Below are 20,013 nucleotides of genomic sequence, written 5' to 3'. Positions count from 1 at the left end.
GATGAAGAAGGAACAGGAAATGCCACCCCTCACCGAACAGGATGTCGAACGCTGCAGTCGCTTCCGCCCCCGGCTACTGGAAGAGCTGAACGAGCTCGACACGCTGTTGCAGGAGAACGCCAGCGCCACGGCTCCGGTCCAATTGGACCAGCAGAGCGTCGGCAGGCTTGCCCGCATGGACGCCATGCAGGTCCAGGCCATGGCCAAGGAGGGCGAGCGCCGGCGCAAGGTCCGACAGCAGAAGATTCTCAGAACGCTGGCTCGGATGGACGAAGGCGAGTTCGGCTACTGCACAGACTGTGGCGAGGAGATCTCGGAGGGCCGCCTCAATGTCGACCCGACGTTTCACCTCTGCGTCGCCTGCGCCGGCAAGGCCCATTGAGCCATGGAGGCCTGAAATGGACGAAGATCTCAACGAAGGGCATTCCACCTCGTCAATTCCGGCCAGGACCATCGGCGTGGTCGGTGCAGGTCAGATGGGCAGCGGCATCGCCCAGGTTTGTGCCGTTGCAGGGTTCGATGTTCGCCTGAACGATCTCACTGAGGAGCGGACCAGCGCCTGCCTGGAGACCATCGACAGCAACCTGGCGCGGCAGGTTTCCAAGGGGGTGATCTCCGAAGAGGCCCGCCAAGCCGCGTTGGGCCGGATCGTTCCAGCGCCCAGCTACGACGACCTGTCCATGTGTGACCTCGTCATCGAGGCCGCAACCGAGAACGAGGAGGTGAAACGCGAGCTCCTCGCCGACCTCTGCCCATCGTTGCACCCCGATGCGATCATCGGGACCAACACGTCGTCGATCCCGATCACCCGCCTGGCGGCCGCCACCGACCGTCCTGAGAGGTTCATCGGCATCCACTTCATGAACCCGGTGCCCGCAATGCAACTCGTCGAGCTGATCCGCGGCATCGCGACCGAGGACTCGACCTACGAAGCGGCGAAGGCGTTCGTCAGCACGCTTGGCAAGATCGCGACCGTGTCCGAGGACTCGCCCGCCTTCATTGTCGACCGCATCCTGCTGTCGATGATCAACGAAGCCATTTATGCCGTCCACGAGCGCGTCGGTTCCGTCGACGCCATCGACACGGCCATGCGGCTTGGGGCGAACCATCCCATGGGACCACTCCAGCTCGCCGACCTCATTGGCCTCGACACCTGCCTGTCCATCATGCAGACGCTGCACGAAGGGTTCGCGGATACGAAGTACCGGCCTTGCCCATTGCTGGTGAAGTATGTCGAGGCCGGGTGGCTGGGCCGAAAGACGAGGCGCGGCTTCTATGACTACCGCGGTGAGAAGCCGGTGCCCTCGCGATGAGAGCTGAGGCCGGGATCGACAGGAGAGGTGATGATGTCTTCGACTGGTTTTCCTGACGCGACGGCCCTTGGCGTCAAGTTCTGGGGGGTGCGGGGATCTTTCTGCGCCTCAGGACCGGACTATTCCGAGTTTGGAGGACACACCGCCTGCGTGGAAATCCGCTGCGGTGAACGTCTGTTTGTCGTGGACGCCGGAACGGGTCTCACGGCCCTCGGGATGGAGCTTGTCGACAAGGCTCCTCCGGAGATCGATCTGCTGCTGAGCCATCTCCACCCGGATCACACCTCGGGCCTGCCCTTCTTCAAGCCCGTTCTCCTCGGGGGGCACCTCCGTATTCACTGCGGCAACCTCGGGGGCGATAGCTCCGAAGCCGCTCTTGAGCGGATGTTTTCGCCGCCGTTGTTTCCTGTGCATCTCGATCAGCTGCCAGGGGACATCGAGCATGTTGGGTTCAGGGCCGGCGAGACGCTCCGCTTTCCTGACGGCCAAGAGGTGCAAACCCTTCCGCTCAACCATCCTCAAGGGGCCACCGGATATCGCTTCGAGCATCGCGGCCGGGCTGTCTGCTACATCAGCGACATTGAACATACCGAGCCCTGGCCCCCGGAGCCGCTCCTTCATTTCGTCCGGGAGGCAGACCTTGTGATTTTTGACGGCATGTTCCTGGAGGCAGAGTACCCCGACCGCAAGGGGTGGGGCCACTCAACGTGGAAAAAGGGTGTGCAGTTGTGCCAGGCGGCGGGAGCGAAGGCCTTGGCCATCGTCCATCTCAACCCAGCCCACGACGATGGCTTCCTGAGGGATCTCGAAAAGCACGTCAAAAGCGAAATGCCAGAGGCCTTCATTGCCCGGGAGGGCCAGAGCCTCGTGTTTCCGGCCGATCCGCTGTCCGCGCCAGGTACACGGTCTGGGTGAAGTCCCGATCCTGAAGCGGATTGTGAAAGGTTACGCGCTCGGAACGAGCCTCCGCGAAAACCGTAGCGAGGCGCGCCGTGAACGCCTCGTCCGGCAACGCGTCGGACCAGAGGCCGAAAACGCCGCCCGGGTTGAGATGGCCTGCGAGCCGGCGCAGCCCCTCAGGCTGATAGAAAGCGGCACTCCGCGGGTCGAGCAAAAAATCCGGGGAGTGGTCGATGTCCACGAGGATCGCGTCGAAGCGCCGGCCGGGCGCATTCGGATCGAACCCCTGCGGTGATGCCGCCATCGCAAAGAAGTCGCCGAGCACGAGCCGGCACCGGGGATCGGCCTTCAGAACGGGGCCGAGCGGCAACATGCCGTTCTCGTGCCAGTCGATCACCGGCTCCAGCATCTCAATGACGATGAGCGATTTCACCACCTCATCCTCCAGCACGGCCTGTGCCGTATAGCCGAGGCCGAGACCGCCGACGACCACATCATGGCCGGAGCCGGCGAGCTCCGCCAAACCAAGGCGAGCCAACGCGATCTCCGATGCGGTGAAGAGGCTGGACATCAGGTGCTCGTCGCCGAGCTTGATCTCGAAGACATCGATGCCCAGAGAGTGTTCCCGGCGGCGGCGCAGGCTCAGCGCCCCAATCGGCGTTGGCCGGTAATCGAGCTCCTCAAAGTACAGGCTCATTCGCTTGCTTCCTCTCCCAACCTGTCCCTGCGTTTCCTGAGCGGCCTTGATGTTGCTGACGACGCGTTTCGCAAGTGCCTTGAGCAGCGGTCCAATCGGATAATCCATGGATGACCACCATCTTCTCGGAGACGTTGTCCTCAATCGCTCCCCTTGCGGATGGCCAAGGCCAGCCTTGGCCAAGAGGGCATAACCTCCATGTCTGCGTTGGACAGTGTCATCACAGCTGTCCGACGGTGGAACGCCGGGGCTAAAGGGCATCGGCGTTCCGCGCTTGGCCGAAGAGCCTTATCGGAAGAGCAGCACCGGGACCTTGCAGCGCTGGATCATGGCCGTGGTCGTGCTGCCGACCATGAGGCTGCGGATCCGGGTGTGGCCGTAGGCGCCCATCACCAGAAGGTCGATCCCATCCTGCTCCACCCTGCTGCCGATCACCTCCTCGGGGCTGCCGGGCAGCAGGTGCGCCTCGACGTTGTAGCCCGCATCCCGCAGCCGCTGGGCCGCAGCGTCAAGTTGGAACCGCGGCTGGCCCTCGCCGGAGCCGACCATCAGGATCTCGCAATCCAGCCCGCGCAGGAGAGGCGAGCGGATCACGTGGTCGACGGCCTTGTTGGCGCTGGCGCCACCGTCATAGGCGATGAGAAAGCGGTTGATCGGCCGGAAGGCCCGGGCCGCCACCAGGATCGGCTTGTGGCTGGAGCGCACGACGCGCTCCAGGTTCGATCCGAGATGCCCCTTGGCGAAGTCCGCCGCCTCGCCCCGCTTGCCGATCATCAGGAGGTCGGCGCCGCCTTCGAATTCCTCGACGGCCTCGACGATGTCGCCGTTGCGGAGCTTGGTGGACACCTCCGCGACGTTCGCTGCCTTCAGACGGGCTTTCGCCTCGTCAAGAAGAAGGCGGCCCCGCTTGAGCGCCAGCTTCGAGCGCTGCTCGTCGAGGGCCGCGAGCTCGCTCAGAAGCTCGTCACGCTCGTCGACCTTCAGGTTGCCGCTCAGGTCGACCGGGGCGCTGGCGACCTGGCGCCGGCCCAGGACGTGCAGGATCTCGACGGAGGCCGGGGCCCGGCTGGCCGCCCAGGCGGCGAGGTCGCAGACGCTCTGCGCGTACTGCGACCCGTCTATGAAGGCGAGTATCTTTGTCATGGCGTTTCCTCCTTAGTGGCCCATCAGGCGCTCAAGGGCGCCGGGCTTGTCGTGGATGGCGAGCTTGTCGACGATGGTCGTGCTCGCCTCGTTGAGGCCGATGATCTCGACCTCGGTGCCTTCCCGGCGGAACTTGAGGACCACCTTATCGAGCGCGGCCACCCCGGACAAATCCCAGATGTGCGAGCGGCTGACGTCGATCCGGACCCGCTCCAGCGCTTCCTTGAAGTCAAAGGCTGCCGCGAAGTCGTCCGCGGAGGCGAAGAACACCTGCCCTTCGACGATGTAGGTGCGCTGGGTCTCGTCTTCCGAGAGTGTGGAGGTGACGCGGAAGATCTGCGCCACCTTCGAGGCGAAGAAGATGCCCGACAGCAGCACGCCGATGAGCACGCCGATGGCCAGGTTGTGGGTGGCCACGACGCCGATGACGGTTGCCAGCATGACGATGCTCGACCGGCGCGGATGGACCACGAGGTCCTTGAGCGAGGTCCAACTGAAGGTGCCGATGGACACCATGATCATGATCGCCACCAGGGCCGCCATGGGGATGATGCTGACCCAGTCACCCAGGACGACGATCAGGAACAGGAGGAACACACCCGCGGCGAAGGCGGACAGGCGCCCGCGCCCGCCGGACTTCACGTTGATCACCGACTGGCCGATCATGGCGCAGCCCGCCATGCCGCCGAGGAACCCTGTCGCGACGTTGGCGATGCCCTGGCCGACGCACTCCCGGTTCTTGTCGCTGGGCGTGTCGGTCAGCTCGTCGACGATGGTCGCGGTCATGAGGGATTCGAGCAGGCCAACCGCCGCCACGGCCGCCGAATAGGGCAGGACGATTAGGAACGTGTCCAGGTTCAGCGGCACGTCCGGCAGCAGGAACACCGGCAGGGTGGAGGGCAGTTCGCCCATGTCGCCGACGGTGCGCAGATCCAGCCCGAGCACCAGCGAGATAGCGGTCAGCACGACGATGCACACCAGTGGCGACGGGATCACCTTCGTGATCCGGGGAAAGCCATAGATGATAGCCAGCCCGCCGGCGACCATGACATAGGTCAGCCACGGAACGTTGGTCAGCTCAGGGAGCTGAGCCATGAAGATCAGGATGGCGAGCGCGTTGACGAAGCCCGTCATGACCGACTTCGACACGAACCGCATGACGTAGCCGAGGCGGAGGATGCCCGCCAGGATCTGGAGGACGCCCGCCAGGATGGTGGCGACCAGCAGGTATTGCAGGCCGTGCTCCTTAACCAGGGTGATCATCAGCACGGCGGTGGCTGCGGTAGCCGCCGAGATCATGCCCGGGCGGCCGCCCACGAAGGCGATGATGACCGCGATGGAGAAGGAGGCGTAGAGACCGACCTTGGGGTCGACCCCCGCGATGATGGAGAAGGCAATCGCCTCGGGAATGAGGGCGAGCGCGACGACGAGGCCGGCGAGGAGGTCGCCGCGGATGTTGCCGAACCACTCGGCACGCAGACGTGCGAAATTCATGGGAAAATGCTCCAGGATGCTCTCGGGCCTAACCAGGCCAGAAGCTGGATGTGAAGAGGTGTGACAGGAAATGGAACGCAGGATGCGTGCAAGCCGAGATAAGGATGTGCTGATCAACACCACGGGTGCCGCGAGCCCCGAGAGGGCGCGACAAGACGTACAAGGGTGGCGGATTAGACTACATCGGCTCGCTTTGTTCTGGGGTTGAAACCGTGCTGCGCTGCAGCAATCAGGTGCAGTCCTCCTAACACAGTCGAACTGTCATTGAAAGAGGAAGCCTTAGTGAAGCCTTAGTGAAGCTTACCCTGAGCCATGATGCGGCTTACCAGTCTCTAGGGGCTAGATTCGCGTTTTTGTGACTACGAGACCGTAGGGTAGTTGGAGCGCAATTTGCTTGGCTGTTCCTGTTTCTGATCCCACTTCGGGCTTGCATCATTCCCAACCGGCCCACAAGCAGCAGGCCTTATAATACTGATCACCCTGCTCGGCGCCGGCGGCATGCTGGCTTTCGAGCCCGCCTCGGAGGTACAGGGGGGCTTCGCCAGCTATTGGGATGCTCTGTGGTGGATCGGGATGCTCCTGACGACCATGGGAAGCGAGTTCTGGCCCAAGAGCCTGGAGGGCCGCATCCTCTGTTTCCTGCTGTCGCTGTATGGCTTTGCCGTGTTCGGCTACATCACCGCAAGCTTCGCCTCCTTCTTCGTTGAACGCGATGCCGCGTCCCCGGAGACGGACACCGCGAGCAGTACCGACTTGGCCGCCCTGCGGGCAGAGATCGCGGCTCTGAGAGCGGACATCGCCGCCCGCATGTGACCCTGCTTGGGATTTGCAGAACTCTTTGCGGCGGTGCCGGCTCCTCCGCACAACAGTGCTCCAAGAGTCCGTTGATCGCGGACGCCGCAACCGATGTGGGCTTTTCCTTTTTGACCGTTCGAACGCCTGAGGTCGGGCTCTCGGCGGAAAGTTTCTGCTTCCCGGCGCGTTGAGCCAGCATGACCATTCTGAAGCTGGACATTGCCAATGATGACCGCCTCGCGCTGGAACAGGCCGTCGCAATCTTGGAGCAACCCAACTGGATCACCCGGCTGGCGGGGCTGGCCGGCAAGCCGGTGGAGATCATCGGCAACCTGACACCTAAGGCGATCTCTGGGCTGGTGGCCCGCACCAGCCAGAAGGCCCTGATGGTAGCTTTGCGGCTGGCGATGACGACCATGACCGCGAAGCCCTTGTGGCGCAGCGAGCTGCTGCACAAGGTGGCTGCCGCCAGTTCAGGCGCTCTTGGCGGCGCCTTTGGTCTCGCCACGCTGCCGGTGGAACTCCCCGTCTCGACCACCTTGATCCTGCGGTCCATCGCCGAGATCGCGCGTCAGGAGGGCGAGGACTTGTCGGATCCGGAGGCGGCGCTGTCCTGCGTCCAAGTCTTCGCTCTGGGCAGTGGCAAGGAGGACGCGAACCCTGCGGAGAGCAGCTACTTCGCCGTGCGGGCGGCGCTGGCGCAGTCCATGGCGGAGGCGGCGCGCTTTATCACTGAGCATGGCTTCGTTGGGCAGGGCGCACCGGTGTTGATCCGGCTGGCCTCGGAGATCGCCACTCGCTTCGGCATCGCGGTCTCGCAGAAGGTCGCGGCGCAGGCTGTCCCCGTCATTGGGGCGCTCGGTGGCGCGGCGGTAAACACGGCCTTCATGGACCACTATCAGGACCTCGCCCGGGCCCACTTCACCGTGCGGCGGCTGGAGCGGACCTATGGCCGGGCGGTAGTACGGGAGGCCTACGACGACATCCAGGACCGGGCGGGCATCGGCCCCGCCTCCGACAAGGAGCCGGCCTCTCTGCCGCGGCCGTAAGGCGCATTCGGAGCCGAGTGCCGCTTGACCAGGTCACCTGGCTCACGGGCCAAGGCTTCGAACGGGACGGCGTCACGGCATTGTTGGCGTGATTGCGTTGACATGACTTCTAGGCCACAGGCCGGGGCTGTGGTGTCCGGCAGAGTTCGTGCTCGCGCGATGCGGATCGCGTACCGGTGAACGGAGGCGATCCGATATTGCGACTCTGCTGTCTCTGGCGGGATGCAGGTGATAAGGGTGCGCCGCGATCAATCCTCCACGGAGGGCTTCCGCCTTGCCGCGGCATCTTTCGCTTGAGGGCCCAAAGGGCCCGGTCAACGTTGTCTCTGACCAAAACCTGCAAAGCGTGTCCATTCTTGGTACCGGGAGCTCATCTCCCCCGGGATTCGCTAGCCTGGTGTGCGCGTGATCTTCTTGATCGGAACGCGGGGGCGGCCAGCTTTCTCGGCAATCGCATTGTCCTGCTCCTCAATGGTTCTCCGGGCGGGCTCATCACCTTCGAGCCCACCCAGAAGAGCGCGCGGGACGCGCCGGTTCGAGCTGCGGGAGCCATCCTCGTAGACAACGTCGAACAGGGCATAGCCGCTCTCAACGGGCTTTGACTTCTTGCGGGCCAATGGTCGTTTTCCTTTCCTTCGACGCGTGGAAATGTTGGATCAGCAAAAACGCAGAGGCCGCCCCATGGTTGGGCGGCCTCTGTCGCAAAACGGATGAAAGGCCTGATCAGGCCGTCTTCAAGTTCCCAGCCGACTCCTTGCCGGTGCGGCGGTCAGACTCGACTTCGTAGGAGATCTTCTGTCCCTCAGCCAGACCGCGCAGGCCGGCACGCTCCAAGGCCGATGCATGGACGAAGACGTCCTTGCCGCCGTTGTCAGGCTGAATGAAGCCATAGCCCTTTGTTTCATTATAACACTTCACAATACCCGTCGCCGTTGAAGATTCCTTCAGTCTAGTAGGTGCGCTTGTGCAGGATTATCCTGCCGCGCCTGCCCAGGAGGTCAAGAGCCTGCCGCCGGCTGGGGTTTGATTTCGGCGTTGTGCCGGATTGTTGAGGACAGCGCGTCCGACCATCCAGCCGCCTCGGACTGTCTCAAGGCTTATGACCAGGCGACTTGGCCCGGGTTTGCTTTATCGCTTGGGCAGCTTCATGAGTGAGCTTGTTGAACGAGCCCTGGCCCTGTTCCAAATGGCTCAAACTGCTCTGGGATTAGTCGGATCGTTGGAAGTAGGCATGACAGGTGACCGCAAAGTGATGGGATGCTCAAACTGTTCTGCTTGGTTCCCCTACAAAGGGGCCAGCAGAAACTAACATAGGTTAATGCCTGCGGTTGACCCGGATGTGACATCTAGTCCTAAGGGATCCTCTAAAGCTTAAACCCAGGCGTCGAGGTATAACAGATTGACACCACCCGCAGGGAAACCTGCACCCTCCGCGCTTTTCCCGCATTATCACCATGACGACACGATCCCCACCCTCATCCCCACCCTCAAAGAAGACGGCCACAGGGGCGGCCAAGAAGGAGGCCGTGGAGGCGGCACTGGAAAGCGCCGACAAGCTCCGCCGCCACATGCGGATCATCGTTGATCTGGGTCGGCTTGCCTCCCAGCAACTCGACCTCAACCGCTTCTTCGATCAGGCTGTTGTCCAGGTCGCACGTGCAGTCGAGATCAAACACGTCAAGATCTTGCAGTACCGCCGTCAGACTGGCGACCTTTTGCAGGTGGCCGGGATCGGCTGGAAGGAAGGCGTTGTCGGCACCGCAACCTTCTCCACCGCTCTCGGATCCCCGGCAGGACGCGCTTACCAGACGGGAGAGGCGGTGGTCGTCACGGACACTGGCACTACGACCGAATTTACGATCTCACCCGTCATGAAGGAGCACGGCATCGTGTCTCTCGCGAACGTCCCGATCCTTGTCGATGGAGCGGCTTGGGGTGTGCTGGAGGTAGACAGCGCCACACCCCGTGAGTTCAGCGCCGACACCCTGAACTTCATGACGGCAGCGGCGGCCACGCTCGGCACCGTCATCCGGCGCTTTCAGGCGGCAGAAAGGGAGGCTGAGGCTATCGCCACGGCCTCCAGAGGGGCGCAGCAGCGGCAGGAGCTCCTGGCCGAGATGCAGCACCGGGTGAAGAACAACTTCCAGATCATCCTCTCGATGATTGCCTTACAGCGCCGGCGCATCGATGAGGAGCCCGCACGACGGGTTCTGGACCACGTTGCGAACCGCATCAACGCGATCTCCCTGGCGCATGACCAGCTCAACCCCTCGCAGGGGCTTGGGTCTGGTACGCGGTTGATCGATCTTTCAGCCTACCTCCGGGCATTATGCTCCAACATCGAGCAGCAGCTTGAGAACATCACCATCGAGGTTCAGGCGGATGAGATCGAGCTTCTGATCGACCGGGCTGTTCCCGTGGGGCTAATCGTGAATGAGACCATCACCAACAGCGCCAAACATGCCTTTGGGGTCGACGGAGGGGCAATCACGGTTCGGCTCGTGACGGGTGTGGGTGTGGGGGAGGCTCGCTTGACTGTCTCCGACAATGGCCGCGGGATTGACCCGTCCCGACCTGAGGGGTCGGGTACGCGGCTGATCGCCTCTCTCGCGGCTCAGGTTGGTGGTCAGGTCGAACAGGACAGCTCGAAGAAGGGCACCACGACCACCGTCCAATTCCCGGTCATCACCTGATCCCTGCGAGTTCGAAAAGGGGATTTTGCGAAATGTGTGGCCTATGTGAGCGATCAGGCGCATGATCGGGTAGCATGCCGGACCAACAGCAAGAACGCGAACACTTGGCCAAGGCTAACCGGGACATCGCTGCGGGTGAGAGGCGTGTGGCCGAGCAGATCATCCTCATCCAGCAAATGACCGAGAGGGGGCAGGATACGACCCAAGCCGAGCGACTGCTTCAGAACTTCGAAGAGGCGCTTGAGCAGTGGCGTATCCACCGGCAGCTCATCCTGGATGCCATCGCGCAAGGATGAACCGCCTGTCAAAGGGGCGTCTTCTTGAAGTTTCTGCCCTCAGGCATGCAATGTATTCAAGACGCCAACCACGTGAGCCATCCTGTAGGGCTTCGAGATGATGATCCCTCCGGGGACAGGCTGCATTTGCTCCGCATACCCTGTCACATACACCACGGGCAGATCGGGAAAGCGCTCGCGGCAGGCCTTGGCGACCTCCCAGCCATTGGCCTCCGGCATGCGAATGTCGGTGAGCAGGGCATCAACGGTAATCCCGGCGTGCAGGAGCCGCAGGGCTTCCCCGCCGCTTGCCGCTTCGACGACCTCGAACCCGGCATCTTCCAGTCCCGCCACAGCCATCTCACGCACGAAGGCATCATCTTCTACGACTAGAATTTTCATACTGCTCACAGGATATGGCGTGCGTGCACGGACAGCCAGATTACTTCATCAACCCTATCCGGCTGCATACGGCTTACCGGAACGACGCGGCTCTATTGTGCAGCCTCAGGGAACGAGATCGTCACCGTCACCCCCGGATCGCTGCGCACGTCGATCTCACCCCGGATCTGTTGAATGAGGGACCGAACGAGGCCGTATCCCAGCGATCCTTCTCGAAGCTGCGATACCCCAATTCCATCATCCCGGACAACCAATTCGACCCATCCCGGCTGGCTGCGGTACCCCTGGACAAGGATCGTCCCTGATCGTGGTGCCGGGAAAGCGTACTTGACGGCGTTAGTGACGAGTTCGGTGAGCACAATCCCAAGCGGCACCGCCGTGTCGGCATCCACCAGGATCCCATTCTCCATAGTCGTCTCAAGGCGGATGCGATTATCGTTTTCCGTGATCGGCCTCAACGCCTGGCACAAGTCTGCCACGTACACGGAAACGTCGACGCGTTGAGCCTTTTCCGACTTGCTGAGGAGGTCGTGTACCCGCGCCATGGCGTTGAGACGTTCCTGAGCCTCCTCAAACTGAGCCCTGACGGCCGGATCGGGCTGCCGCCGTCCCTGGATCGCCAGGAGGGAGGCCGCAATGGCAAGGCTGTTCTTGGCGCGGTGGTTGACCTCCACCAGGAGCATCTCCCGCTCGGCGACCAGAGCCGACAGCCTGGTGTTGGCTGCTTCCAGCTCCCGGGTTCTGGCCGCCACTCGGACTTCCAGTTCCGAAGCAAGGATCCGAAGGTCCTCTTCGGCGTCGTAGCGTCGGGTGATGTCGAGGTAGGAGAGAAAGTGGCTGGTGACGGTACCCTGTCCGTCATCAATAGGACTGGCGAACAGCATGGCCCGAAACGGGGTGCCGTCCTTGCGGTACTGGAGGATCTCCAGCGTCTCGTCCCGTCGCTCCAGAATCGCGGCCTCATAGCGCCGGATGGCCTCCGGGTCGGTACCCTCGCCGTTCATGAAGTGCGGGTCTTGCCCGAGCAGCTCGTCCATGCTGTAGCCCGACAGGTCGACAAACGATTGGTTGGCAAAAACAATGGGGTTGCCCGGCAGGGTGGCGTCGGTTACGAGCATCGGCATGCGGGTCCGCCGAACAGCCTCGACGAACAGCCCGCCTTCCTGCCGAACACCCTCGATGTGGCGTTCAGAGACAGTTCGTTCAGGGGTGCCTGCCTTGTTCTCCTCAAACTCGTTCATGGCCACTCCGGTGTGATGTGGGTGAAGTGACAGGTCGCTAGGTGTTCTGCCGATATCCCGGCTCAGCTCACTTGCGCGCCTTTCGGGCGGCATAGCGGGCATCGCGAGCTGCCTTTTGCTCGGCTTCCAGAGCAATCTGACGCTCGGCTGCCTCTGCTCTCTCTACAATTTCGTTAGCTTCCTGAGCAAGGAGCTGCTCCTGTTCGGCAGTTTGGCGCGCCTCCCGCTCCGCAGTCTCGCGGACCTGCTCGGCGATCTTGGCGGCCTCGCGTTCGGCCAGCCGCGCCTCACGGGCGGTGCTGATCGCCTGCCGTGCTGCTCTGCGCTCAGCCACAGCCGGATCGTCGGCACCTGGCTTTGCCCGGACGCGCTCCAGCATGGCCTTGCGGGCGTTCTGGGCCGTGCTCAGCCGGTCGCTAAAACCCTTGTCCCGGAAGCCGCTCATGCTCTGATCTCATGCTCTCGAACAGCACGCTCCGTCGCACCTGATCGGATCCGGTACGAGACTTCGCCGGTCTCGTCGGCCGGCATGAGGCGGGTCACCTCGTAGACGCCGCTGCCGCTGACACGGCTGTCGGAGATCGGCGCACGTACGAGGCGCACCATCTGTCGGATCTTGTATTTATGAAACATCTTGGTTCTCCAGTGTGGGACTGCGCAGTGGCAGCACCATGAAGGCAAACAAAAAAGCCGCTCCCATGGGGAGCGGCCTTGATGGCTCGGTGCAGGTAAGACTGCACCGAAGAGACGCGCTTTATGCCGCCTCGATGTTGTTGACGGCGATCTTGCCGGAGCGGCGGTCTTCGGCCGTATCGAAGGAGACCTTCTGGCCTTCGACGAGGTTGCGCATGCCGGCGCGCTCAAGCGCGGTGGCATGGACGAACACGTCCTTGCTGCCATTGCTCGGCGCGATGAAGCCGAAGCCCTTCATGTCGTTGTAGAATTTTACGGTGCCCGTATCCATGGGAATATCCTTGAGTATGCGTGAGTGCACGTGAGCAAAGGCGCGCAGAAGCGCGGCCTGAACTCGGTTCGTCGATGTAATGGTGAGAAAGTCCGAACGTGCGCCTGGCAATACCAAAAGCGAAACGACCCGATTGTCCGGCCAAAATCCGATAATACTTATATAGAACGTATCTTAGATATTAACAAGTGCTGTGTGTCTTGCTGTTTGATTTAGACAAATCTTGAATGTGCCCATATGCAAACCAGCGGCAGGAGAACATGCCATGAGCGCCCTCTTCCAGGAACTTGATTACCGTCCCACTCCGATGGGAGTGCTCAGCCTTCGGCCCCGGCGCGATCTCCTGAGTGGACGTGACATCTACGAGATCAAGCTCAGCGACGAGTTCCTGATGTCGAGCCTGTTCGCCGCATTCGAGATCGCCCTCGCACGGCTCGGCCCTCGCAGCGCTGTCCGGAACGTCCCTTGATGTGATCGTTGGCGGCCTCGGCCTCGGTTACACCGCACGCGCCGTGCTGGAGCATGCCCAGGTGGGCTCGCTCCTGGTAGTCGACGCCCTTGCAGAGGTGATCGAGTGGCACCAGCGGGGGCTGCTGCCCCTCCGAGCCGGGCTGACCTTCGATCCGCGCTGCCGGCTGGTTCTTGGCGACTTCTCTGCCGGGGCTGCTTCGGAGGCGGGCTTCGATGCCGACCAACCAGGACGCCGCTACCACGCGATCCTGGTCGATATCGACCACTCGCCAAAGAACGTCCTGCATCCGAGCCATGCAGCGCTCTACACTGTCGATGGTCTGACGCGCCTTGCAGCGCACCTTCATCTTGGCGGCGTCTTTGCCCTGTGGTCGAACGATCCTCCGGATGATGAGTTCCAACAGGCCCTTCGCCAGATGTTTGCCACCAGCGAAGGCCCACATCATCGCCTTTGACAACCTGCGGAACGATGGCGAGGTGACGAACATCGTCATACGTCGCAACGCGCGGTCGCTAACAGCCTTGGCGGAGCTCTCGTTCCTTGGGCCGGCGCCACCCACTGTCCATCCGCTCGCTTAGAGTGGATCACTCGCGGGTGCACAGGTGTTCTCGCTATGCTACGGAGACACGCATGACCCAATTTCCTATCATGAAGACTATCGCCCACGTTGCCGTCACCCATGTTGATGGAGAGTACCGCATCCGGATTGAGGATGAGTCCGGCGACACTGCGGTTTTTCGCGCCTCGTCCGATCAGGTGGTGGATCTTGCTGACATGCTCGACGATCTCCTTTCTGACGAAGACGAGGAGCAGACCGCTGGTTAAGGCTCTCGGAAGCGATCTGTGACCAGGAGGGACACGAACTGTTCCAGCAGGCGTTTACAGAGCGCATCGCTTCCTTGGGGAAGACGCACTCCCTCCTGACCGAAGTACGCTGGCGGGCTCTCACGCTGCGTGAGCTCGTCTGCCCGGAACTGGAGCCGTACGACCATGCTGGCGGGAAGCGTAATCAAATCCTTAGGGCCACAGGTTGAGCTGTCGCCGGATCTGGTCGTGCCGATTGGCATGGTGATCTCGTAAGATGACAACCAACGCGGTGAAGTATGGCGCCCGGTCGGAATTCGGCGGGATGATCACGGTGGTGTGGAGCCTGCTGACCGACGAGGGCCGGCGAATGCTGCAGTTCGAGTGGATCGAACGGAACGGGCCACCGGTTGAGCCCCGGACGCACAGGGCTTCGGCTGACATCTGCCGGAGCGCGTACTCACGTCCCCAGATCCACGCGGACGTGACGACCGATTACAGGCCCGAGGGATTGCACATCCAGGTTACGGTTCCGCTGACGTAGAGAGGCAGGCCAGAGGAGCAGGCCGGTCAATGAAGGGCCGGAGCCCGACGGGGCAGAGACGTCTCCTTGGCCGGGATCGTCGCCTGTGCATCGCTGAGCGACACCAGCATGCGGCAGCCAAGACCCTCGACAGCAAAGTCAAGGTGAGTTTCGCCATCCAGATCCCGGGCAATCCCCTGTTGGAGGAGGCGTGACCCAAATCCCGTGCGGGACGGCTGGCTCACGGCCGGACCGCCCATCTCCTTCCAGGTCAGGTGCAGGCCGCTGCCGCCGCCGTTCGTGGTCACCTCCCAGCGCACCAGGACCCTGCCTTCCGGAACGGATAGGCTGCCGTGCCTGGCCGCATTGGTTGTCAACTCGTGGGCTGCCATGCCGAGCGCAACCGCAACCCGAGGGGCCAATGGAACAGGTGGACCGTCGAACACGACCCTCCGTCCGGAGCCGTCGTCGTAGGGCTCCAGCTCGGTGCGGAAGATGTCGCGCAGGGACACCGTCTCCCATGCGGCCTCTGTCAGAAGGTTGTGAGTTTTAGAAAGCGCCAGGATGCGTGCCTCCAGGCTGGCTTTGTAAGCTTCCGTGCTTGGGGCCGACCGGGCCGTGAGGGCGGCCATGGTCTGCACCGTGGCCAATGTGTTCTTCACCCGGTGGTTCAGCTCGTTGATCAGGAGGGTCTGGCGCCGGTCCCTCTCGGCAAGGTCGCGCGATGCCGCCGTCAGCGCATCAGCGACCCGGCCGACCTCGCTCGGGCCACGCTCCTGCACCCGGATCGGTTCTCCTCGTCCGAGGGCTTCTGCTGAGCTGGCCAGCGCCCGAAGTGGACGGGCCACCAGCTCGGCGGCAAACCAGGCGAGAACGGCCGTGACAAGAGCCACGAGCGCGCCCCAGCCGGCGATCCTTTGTTGCATCTGGCCCACGGGTGCAAACGACGTGGTTGCGTCCTGGCGCACGAGAACCGACCAGCCCAGACCCGGGTAGTCCCGGTAACCTGCAGTCCCTGTGTAGCCGCTCAGGTACTCGCGCCCGTCGGGCCAGGTCTCGACGCCTGATCCGGTAGCGCCAGCCACCGCGCCTTTGGCGCTGTCTATCGAAAGCGTGGTTTTCAGCAAGGTCGTGGGGCCGAGCAGCACGGTGCCATCGCGGGCCAGGATCAGAACCTCGATGTCCGGGTGCCGCCTTGATGCGGCGCTTCGGAGCGCCTGCTCCAGTTCCTGGGCCCATCTCCAGTGGAGATGGGCGCCGATGACTCCCACGAGCGCTCCGTCCGCGGCTCTAACCGGGACGGCGAGATCGACGAACCGAGGCGGGTTGGCCGGGTCGCCGCCGAGGATCTTGGCGAGCAGAAGGGCATCGTGAACATCTCCCACGAACGGAGCCTTGCTGCCCTCGACGAAGAAGTCGCGTTCGGCGATGTTGGCGCCCACCATCTGCGGGATGGTGGCCGTCCTGATCTGCCCGTCAGGGCTCATGAAGGCGATGGCGGCATAATCGGGATAGGTTGAGCGCAAGCGCTCGATCACGGCACTCTTGGCATCGAGGCTGACATTCGGATCGCGCATGGTGTCGAGGGAGGCAGCAACCTGGATGTCGCGCCAGCGCTCAAACATGCCCCGGTCGAGGTTGTCGGCCAGGTGGGTCGCGAGTTCGGTGAGGTTTGCACCGATGTCCTGGCGCAGGCGCTCGCTGGTCTCCCGTGTGGCAAGGATAACCAAGGCAGCGGTTGCAAGCAGCCCGATGGCCGCAATGGTGGTCGCGAACACCAGCCTCAGAGACAGCCTTTGGGCCGAAATCATACCCGACCCTTTCGAGCGCTCAGGCGGATACTTAACGCGCTTGGGCGTTGGCGACAACCCCAGCACTGTTAACGCGACGGCAAGATGCAGGAGGCGGCTCGGGTCCTGCGTCAGGCGACGCAGGAGATGCGGAGGCATCCCGCCTGTTTCGCCCTGAAGCTTGGTGTTTTTGTCTAAAAGGATCGCCCTTACGCTAATGGAACGACCTATGTGCAAGGCTGGGAATGACCGCAGTTGGCGCATCCCGGAAGTCAACAGAATGTCCGCTCAAGGAGGCTACACCTGACATTCCTGAAGGGCAGGCGACTTTCTAGCCCGTTCGCCATCAGCTGGTGGGTGGTCTGTGGAATCTTTCGCCACCTTTACGGCGTCCTGCCCAGACCCTATCTCACCGATCCTCCTATGAGGTCACCCCGGAGCGCTGTACCCAGCTGTGCCACAGGACAAGCCATGACTATCGCCATGAGGCGCACCAACAAGATCGACCGCAATGCACGGTAGTGTTGGGGCGAGCACCAGACTGGACTTCCTCTCGGGCGGTGGCGAGATGGGGGCGCTCATCCGCGCCCACGACTGGGCGGCGACGCCGCTCGGCTCACCGGGCGGGTGGCCGTATGGCCTCAAGACCCTGGTCGGCGTGATGCTGGGGTCCAACCAGCCGATGTTCATCGCCTGGGGCCCGGAACGCACGTTTCTCTACAACGATGCCTATGCCGAGATCCTCGTGCGCAAGCATCCCACCGCCCTCGGCCGCGACTTCCTGGAGGTCTGGCACGAGATCCAGGATGATCTTCGGCCCATCGTTGAGCAGGCGTACAGTGGTGAGCCGGTCCACATGGATGACATCACCCTCATCATGGAGCGCCGCGGCTACCCGGAGGAGACGCACTTCGCCTTCTCCTACACACCCGTACGTGACGAGAGTGGCGCTATCGCCGGGTTCTTCTGCCCCTGCACCGAGATCACAGGCCAGATCATGGCCGAGCGGCGGCTGGCGGCCGAGACCGAGCGCCAGCGGCGGCTGTTCGAGCAGGCGCCCGGCTTCATCACGGTCCTGACCCAGCCGGAGCACAGCTTCGAGTTCGTCAACCAAGCCTTTAGGCGCCTGTTCGGCGACCGTGACTTCGTCGGCAGAAATGTGCGTGAGGTCTTCCCTGAACTTGAGGGGCAGGGCTTCTACGAGCGGCTCGACCGGGTCTACACGACGGGCGAGCGCTTCGTTGCCCATCATCTGCCAATCCGTTTCCAGCGCTCGCCCGGCGCGGCTGCGGAGGAGCGCTTTCTCGACTTCATCTACGAGCCCGTGCGGGACGAGGCCGGCCATGTGACCGGGATCTTCTGCGAAGGGCATGATGTCACCGAGGCGCACCTCGCGCGGGCTGCCATCAATGCCAGCAACGCCCGCTACACCAGCGTGCTGGCCGCCATGAGCGAGGGCTTCCTCGTTCTGGACGAGGACTACCGCGTCACCGAGATCAATGCCGAGGGCCTGCGGATCGACGGTCGTCCGGAGAGTGAGATCCTCGGCAAGACCCATTGGGAGCTGTTCCCCGGCTCGGTCAGCACCCAAGTCGAGGCGGCCTACCGCCGGGCTGTGACCGAGCGTGTGCCGGTCGAACTGAACCACCACTACCAGGATGCAGCCACGGGGCACGACCTCTGGCTGGCGCTGCGCATCTATCCGGTGCCGGGTGGGGTAGCCGCGTTCTACCGCGACATCAGCGAGCAGATGCGTGCCGAGGAGGCGTTGCACCGCCTGAACGAGGAACTGGAAACCCGCGTGATCCATGCCGTCACTGAGCGGGAGAGGACCGAGGCGGCCCTGCGCCAGTCGCAGAAGCTTGAGGCGGTGGGGCAGCTCACGGGCGGCGTGGCGCATGACTTCAACAACCTGCTCACGATCATCCGCTCGTCCGTCGAGTTCCTGCGCAGACCCAACCTGCCCGAGGAGCGCCGGCGCCGGTACATCGATGCGATCACCGATACGGTGGAACGTGCCGCCAAGCTCACGGGGCAGTTGCTGGCCTTCGCGCGAAGGCAGGCGCTCAAGCCTGAGGTGTTCGACGTGCCCGAGCGGATCGGGGTGGTCACCGACATGCTGCGCACCATTGTGGGAAGCCGCATCCGGATTGAGACCGACACGTCCTGTAATCCGTGCTTTGTCGAGGCTGACGTGACCCAGTTCGAGACGGCTCTCGTCAACATGGCGGTGAATGCCCGGGACGCCATGAACGGGGAGGGCACCCTGACGGTGCATGTCGACGCCCTCGCCCAGATGCCGTCCATCCGCGGGCATGCGGGCGGGCCCGGCAAGTTCGTGGCAGTGTCGGTCAGCGACACGGGATCGGGCATCCCGGCCGATCAGCTCGGACAGATCTTTGAGCCGTTCTTCACCACGAAGGAAGTCGGCAGGGGCACCGGCCTGGGCCTGAGCCAGGTCTACGGCTTCGCCAAGCAGTCGGGCGGTGACGTGGCTGTCGAAAGTGAACCCGGGAAGGGCACGACCTTCACGCTCTACCTGCCGAAAGTCGAGAGGGAGGGAGCATCCGATGACGCCGGGGAGCATGCGCAGAGCAACGCTTCAGATGAGGATGGCCGCGGCTGCCGTGTGCTGGTGGTCGAGGACAACATCGAGGTGGGCCGGTTCTCGACCCAGCTTCTCCAGGATCTCGGCTACGAGACCACTTGGGCCGCGAACGCCGGCGAGGCGCTCAGGCTACTCGAAGAGGATGCCACACGGTTCGATGTGGTGTTCTCGGACGTGGTCATGCCTGGCATGAGCGGGGTGGAGCTGGGGCGTGAAATCCGCCAGCGCTATCCGGGCCTTCCCGTGGTTCTGACCTCCGGCTACAGCCACGTTCTGGCCGAGGAGGGGCGACACGGCTTTGAGCTGCTGCACAAGCCCTACGCCGTTGATGATGTGTCGAGGGTGTTGCGGCGGATGACGCAGGGACGCGGTGTCGTCTAGGGGCTTGAACCCCGGCGGTGGCTAATTCTGCGGGTTTTAGCCGGCTCCACGCCCCAGGTTCGTCCGTCGATCCGGATCGGCACATTCAGGGCTGAGACGACGCTATGCTCGCGCCAGGATAGGTGGAACTGGAACTCGGGATCGTTCGGTAGGTCCTCAACGGGAACCGGGGCTGAGGTTTGCATGGTCCGGCCGGCGACCGAGGCGCTGTCGAGGGGGAAGGTCGTATTGCCCGCCACGCTAGGCTTCCAGCCGACGCCCGCTACGAGCAGGAGATCGCCATGGTCCGGGTGGTAGCGCATCACCTTGACGTGCCGGATGTGGGTGACGCGCGAGACCTGGGCGGTGACGTAGTGCAACAGCCGCTCGGTCGGGAGAATATCGGAGGCGACACGGCCGAAGGCCGCCAGCGCCCTTGAAGACTCCCGCAACCGCTTCGGTTTGGGGACGGGGTCACCAGACTTTTCCG

General features: G+C 63.1%; 25 protein-coding genes. 13 read left to right on the top strand and 12 right to left on the bottom strand.

Features of this window, described 5'->3' with window-relative positions; translation table 11 throughout:
- Positions 1–19 precede the first annotated feature (19 nt).
- Genes ACFOYU_RS11665 through ACFOYU_RS11655 form a run of 3 tightly spaced genes read left to right on the top strand, consistent with a single transcriptional unit; the run spans position 20 to position 2,228 of the window.
- The gene (locus ACFOYU_RS11665) at positions 20–382 is read left to right on the top strand and encodes a TraR/DksA family transcriptional regulator (protein WP_377033684.1); all 363 of its coding nucleotides are present in this window, start codon (positions 20–22) and stop codon (positions 380–382) included.
- 16 nt (positions 383–398) lie between these two features.
- Positions 399–1,313, top strand: a complete 915-nt coding sequence (locus ACFOYU_RS11660; RefSeq protein WP_377033683.1) for a 3-hydroxybutyryl-CoA dehydrogenase — start codon at positions 399–401, stop codon at positions 1,311–1,313.
- A gap of 30 nt (positions 1,314–1,343) precedes the next feature.
- The gene (locus tag ACFOYU_RS11655; protein ID WP_377033739.1) at positions 1,344–2,228 is read left to right on the top strand and encodes an MBL fold metallo-hydrolase; all 885 of its coding nucleotides are present in this window, start codon (positions 1,344–1,346) and stop codon (positions 2,226–2,228) included.
- On the opposite strand, the gene ACFOYU_RS11650 is transcribed toward ACFOYU_RS11655, so the two are convergent.
- The 3 genes from ACFOYU_RS11650 to ACFOYU_RS11640 all read right to left on the bottom strand — a co-directional run bounded on the left by ACFOYU_RS11650 (position 2,155) and on the right by ACFOYU_RS11640 (position 5,547).
- Entirely contained in the window at positions 2,155–2,910 is a 756-nt protein-coding gene (locus tag ACFOYU_RS11650) for a spermidine synthase (protein WP_377033682.1), read from the bottom strand. The genes ACFOYU_RS11655 and ACFOYU_RS11650 overlap by 74 nt on opposite strands.
- A gap of 288 nt (positions 2,911–3,198) precedes the next feature.
- Entirely contained in the window at positions 3,199–4,053 is an 855-nt protein-coding gene (locus tag ACFOYU_RS11645; RefSeq protein WP_377033681.1) for a universal stress protein, read from the bottom strand.
- 12 nt (positions 4,054–4,065) lie between these two features.
- The gene (locus tag ACFOYU_RS11640) at positions 4,066–5,547 is read right to left on the bottom strand and encodes a SulP family inorganic anion transporter (RefSeq protein ID WP_377033680.1); all 1,482 of its coding nucleotides are present in this window, start codon (positions 5,545–5,547) and stop codon (positions 4,066–4,068) included.
- 465 nt (positions 5,548–6,012) lie between these two features.
- On the opposite strand from ACFOYU_RS11640, the gene ACFOYU_RS11635 reads away from it, so the two are divergent.
- Entirely contained in the window at positions 6,013–6,360 is a 348-nt protein-coding gene (locus tag ACFOYU_RS11635) for an ion channel (protein ID WP_377033738.1), read from the top strand.
- A 179-nt stretch (positions 6,361–6,539) separates the two neighbouring features.
- The gene (locus ACFOYU_RS11630) at positions 6,540–7,391 is read left to right on the top strand and encodes an EcsC family protein (protein WP_377033679.1); all 852 of its coding nucleotides are present in this window, start codon (positions 6,540–6,542) and stop codon (positions 7,389–7,391) included.
- A gap of 389 nt (positions 7,392–7,780) precedes the next feature.
- On the opposite strand, the gene ACFOYU_RS11625 is transcribed toward ACFOYU_RS11630, so the two are convergent.
- Positions 7,781–8,008: a hypothetical protein gene (locus tag ACFOYU_RS11625; protein WP_202065424.1), complete on the bottom strand. Its 228-nt coding sequence runs from the start codon at positions 8,006–8,008 to the stop codon at positions 7,781–7,783.
- A 106-nt stretch (positions 8,009–8,114) separates the two neighbouring features.
- On the bottom strand, positions 8,115–8,339 hold the full coding sequence (locus tag ACFOYU_RS11620; RefSeq protein ID WP_377033737.1) for a cold-shock protein: 225 nt from the start codon (positions 8,337–8,339) through the stop codon (positions 8,115–8,117).
- 506 nt (positions 8,340–8,845) lie between these two features.
- On the opposite strand from ACFOYU_RS11620, the gene ACFOYU_RS11615 reads away from it, so the two are divergent.
- Together ACFOYU_RS11615 and ACFOYU_RS11610 are read left to right on the top strand one after the other, a co-directional pair.
- Positions 8,846–10,084, top strand: a complete 1,239-nt coding sequence (locus tag ACFOYU_RS11615) for a sensor histidine kinase (RefSeq protein WP_377033678.1) — start codon at positions 8,846–8,848, stop codon at positions 10,082–10,084.
- Between the two features lie 74 nt (positions 10,085–10,158).
- On the top strand, positions 10,159–10,380 hold the full coding sequence (locus ACFOYU_RS11610) for a hypothetical protein (protein WP_377033677.1): 222 nt from the start codon (positions 10,159–10,161) through the stop codon (positions 10,378–10,380).
- A 39-nt stretch (positions 10,381–10,419) separates the two neighbouring features.
- Here ACFOYU_RS11610 and ACFOYU_RS11605 read toward each other — a convergent pair whose 3' ends face one another.
- The 5 genes from ACFOYU_RS11605 to ACFOYU_RS11585 form a co-directional block, all read right to left on the bottom strand.
- The gene (locus ACFOYU_RS11605) at positions 10,420–10,761 is read right to left on the bottom strand and encodes a response regulator (RefSeq protein ID WP_377033736.1); all 342 of its coding nucleotides are present in this window, start codon (positions 10,759–10,761) and stop codon (positions 10,420–10,422) included.
- Between the two features lie 92 nt (positions 10,762–10,853).
- On the bottom strand, positions 10,854–12,002 hold the full coding sequence (locus tag ACFOYU_RS11600; RefSeq protein ID WP_377033676.1) for a histidine kinase dimerization/phosphoacceptor domain -containing protein: 1,149 nt from the start codon (positions 12,000–12,002) through the stop codon (positions 10,854–10,856).
- A 67-nt stretch (positions 12,003–12,069) separates the two neighbouring features.
- Positions 12,070–12,447 (bottom strand): DUF6481 family protein, encoded by a 378-nt coding sequence (locus tag ACFOYU_RS11595; protein ID WP_377033675.1) that lies wholly within the window; start codon positions 12,445–12,447, stop codon positions 12,070–12,072.
- Complete coding sequence (locus ACFOYU_RS11590; protein WP_377033674.1) at positions 12,444–12,635, bottom strand: hypothetical protein; 192 nt, start codon at positions 12,633–12,635, stop codon at positions 12,444–12,446. The genes ACFOYU_RS11595 and ACFOYU_RS11590 overlap by 4 nt, the downstream gene beginning before the upstream one ends.
- Positions 12,636–12,756: 121 nt before the next feature.
- Entirely contained in the window at positions 12,757–12,966 is a 210-nt protein-coding gene (locus ACFOYU_RS11585; RefSeq protein WP_377033673.1) for a cold-shock protein, read from the bottom strand.
- A 265-nt stretch (positions 12,967–13,231) separates the two neighbouring features.
- On the opposite strand from ACFOYU_RS11585, the gene ACFOYU_RS11580 reads away from it, so the two are divergent.
- From ACFOYU_RS11580 to ACFOYU_RS11560, 5 genes are all read left to right on the top strand, one after another.
- Complete coding sequence (locus ACFOYU_RS11580; RefSeq protein ID WP_377033672.1) at positions 13,232–13,435, top strand: hypothetical protein; 204 nt, start codon at positions 13,232–13,234, stop codon at positions 13,433–13,435.
- Between the two features lies 1 nt (position 13,436).
- On the top strand, positions 13,437–13,892 hold the full coding sequence (locus ACFOYU_RS11575; RefSeq protein WP_377033671.1) for a hypothetical protein: 456 nt from the start codon (positions 13,437–13,439) through the stop codon (positions 13,890–13,892).
- Positions 13,893–14,068: 176 nt separating this feature from the next.
- Positions 14,069–14,263, top strand: coding sequence for a hypothetical protein (locus ACFOYU_RS11570; RefSeq protein ID WP_377033670.1), 195 nt, complete (start codon positions 14,069–14,071; stop codon positions 14,261–14,263).
- Between the two features lie 14 nt (positions 14,264–14,277).
- A complete protein-coding gene (locus tag ACFOYU_RS11565; RefSeq protein WP_377033735.1) occupies positions 14,278–14,472 on the top strand; it encodes an HWE histidine kinase domain-containing protein in 195 nt (64 codons plus the stop codon).
- Positions 14,473–14,519: 47 nt separating this feature from the next.
- Positions 14,520–14,786 (top strand): hypothetical protein, encoded by a 267-nt coding sequence (locus ACFOYU_RS11560; protein WP_377033669.1) that lies wholly within the window; start codon positions 14,520–14,522, stop codon positions 14,784–14,786.
- A gap of 26 nt (positions 14,787–14,812) precedes the next feature.
- Here the strand turns inward: ACFOYU_RS11560 and ACFOYU_RS11555 are convergent, their stop codons facing one another.
- Positions 14,813–16,576: a sensor histidine kinase gene (locus ACFOYU_RS11555; RefSeq protein WP_377033668.1), complete on the bottom strand. Its 1,764-nt coding sequence runs from the start codon at positions 16,574–16,576 to the stop codon at positions 14,813–14,815.
- 490 nt (positions 16,577–17,066) lie between these two features.
- On the opposite strand from ACFOYU_RS11555, the gene ACFOYU_RS11550 reads away from it, so the two are divergent.
- A complete protein-coding gene (locus tag ACFOYU_RS11550) occupies positions 17,067–19,544 on the top strand; it encodes a PAS domain-containing protein (RefSeq protein WP_377033667.1) in 2,478 nt (825 codons plus the stop codon).
- Here the strand turns inward: ACFOYU_RS11550 and ACFOYU_RS11545 are convergent.
- Positions 19,541–19,903, bottom strand: coding sequence for a GAF domain-containing protein (locus ACFOYU_RS11545; protein ID WP_377033666.1), 363 nt, complete (start codon positions 19,901–19,903; stop codon positions 19,541–19,543). The genes ACFOYU_RS11550 and ACFOYU_RS11545 overlap by 4 nt on opposite strands.
- Positions 19,904–20,013 lie beyond the last annotated feature (110 nt).

This window comes from Microvirga sp. GCM10011540, assembly GCF_042650665.1.
Lineage (GTDB): Bacteria > Pseudomonadota > Alphaproteobacteria > Rhizobiales > Beijerinckiaceae > Microvirga > Microvirga lenta.
This window is presented reverse-complemented; position numbering and strand designations above follow the sequence as displayed.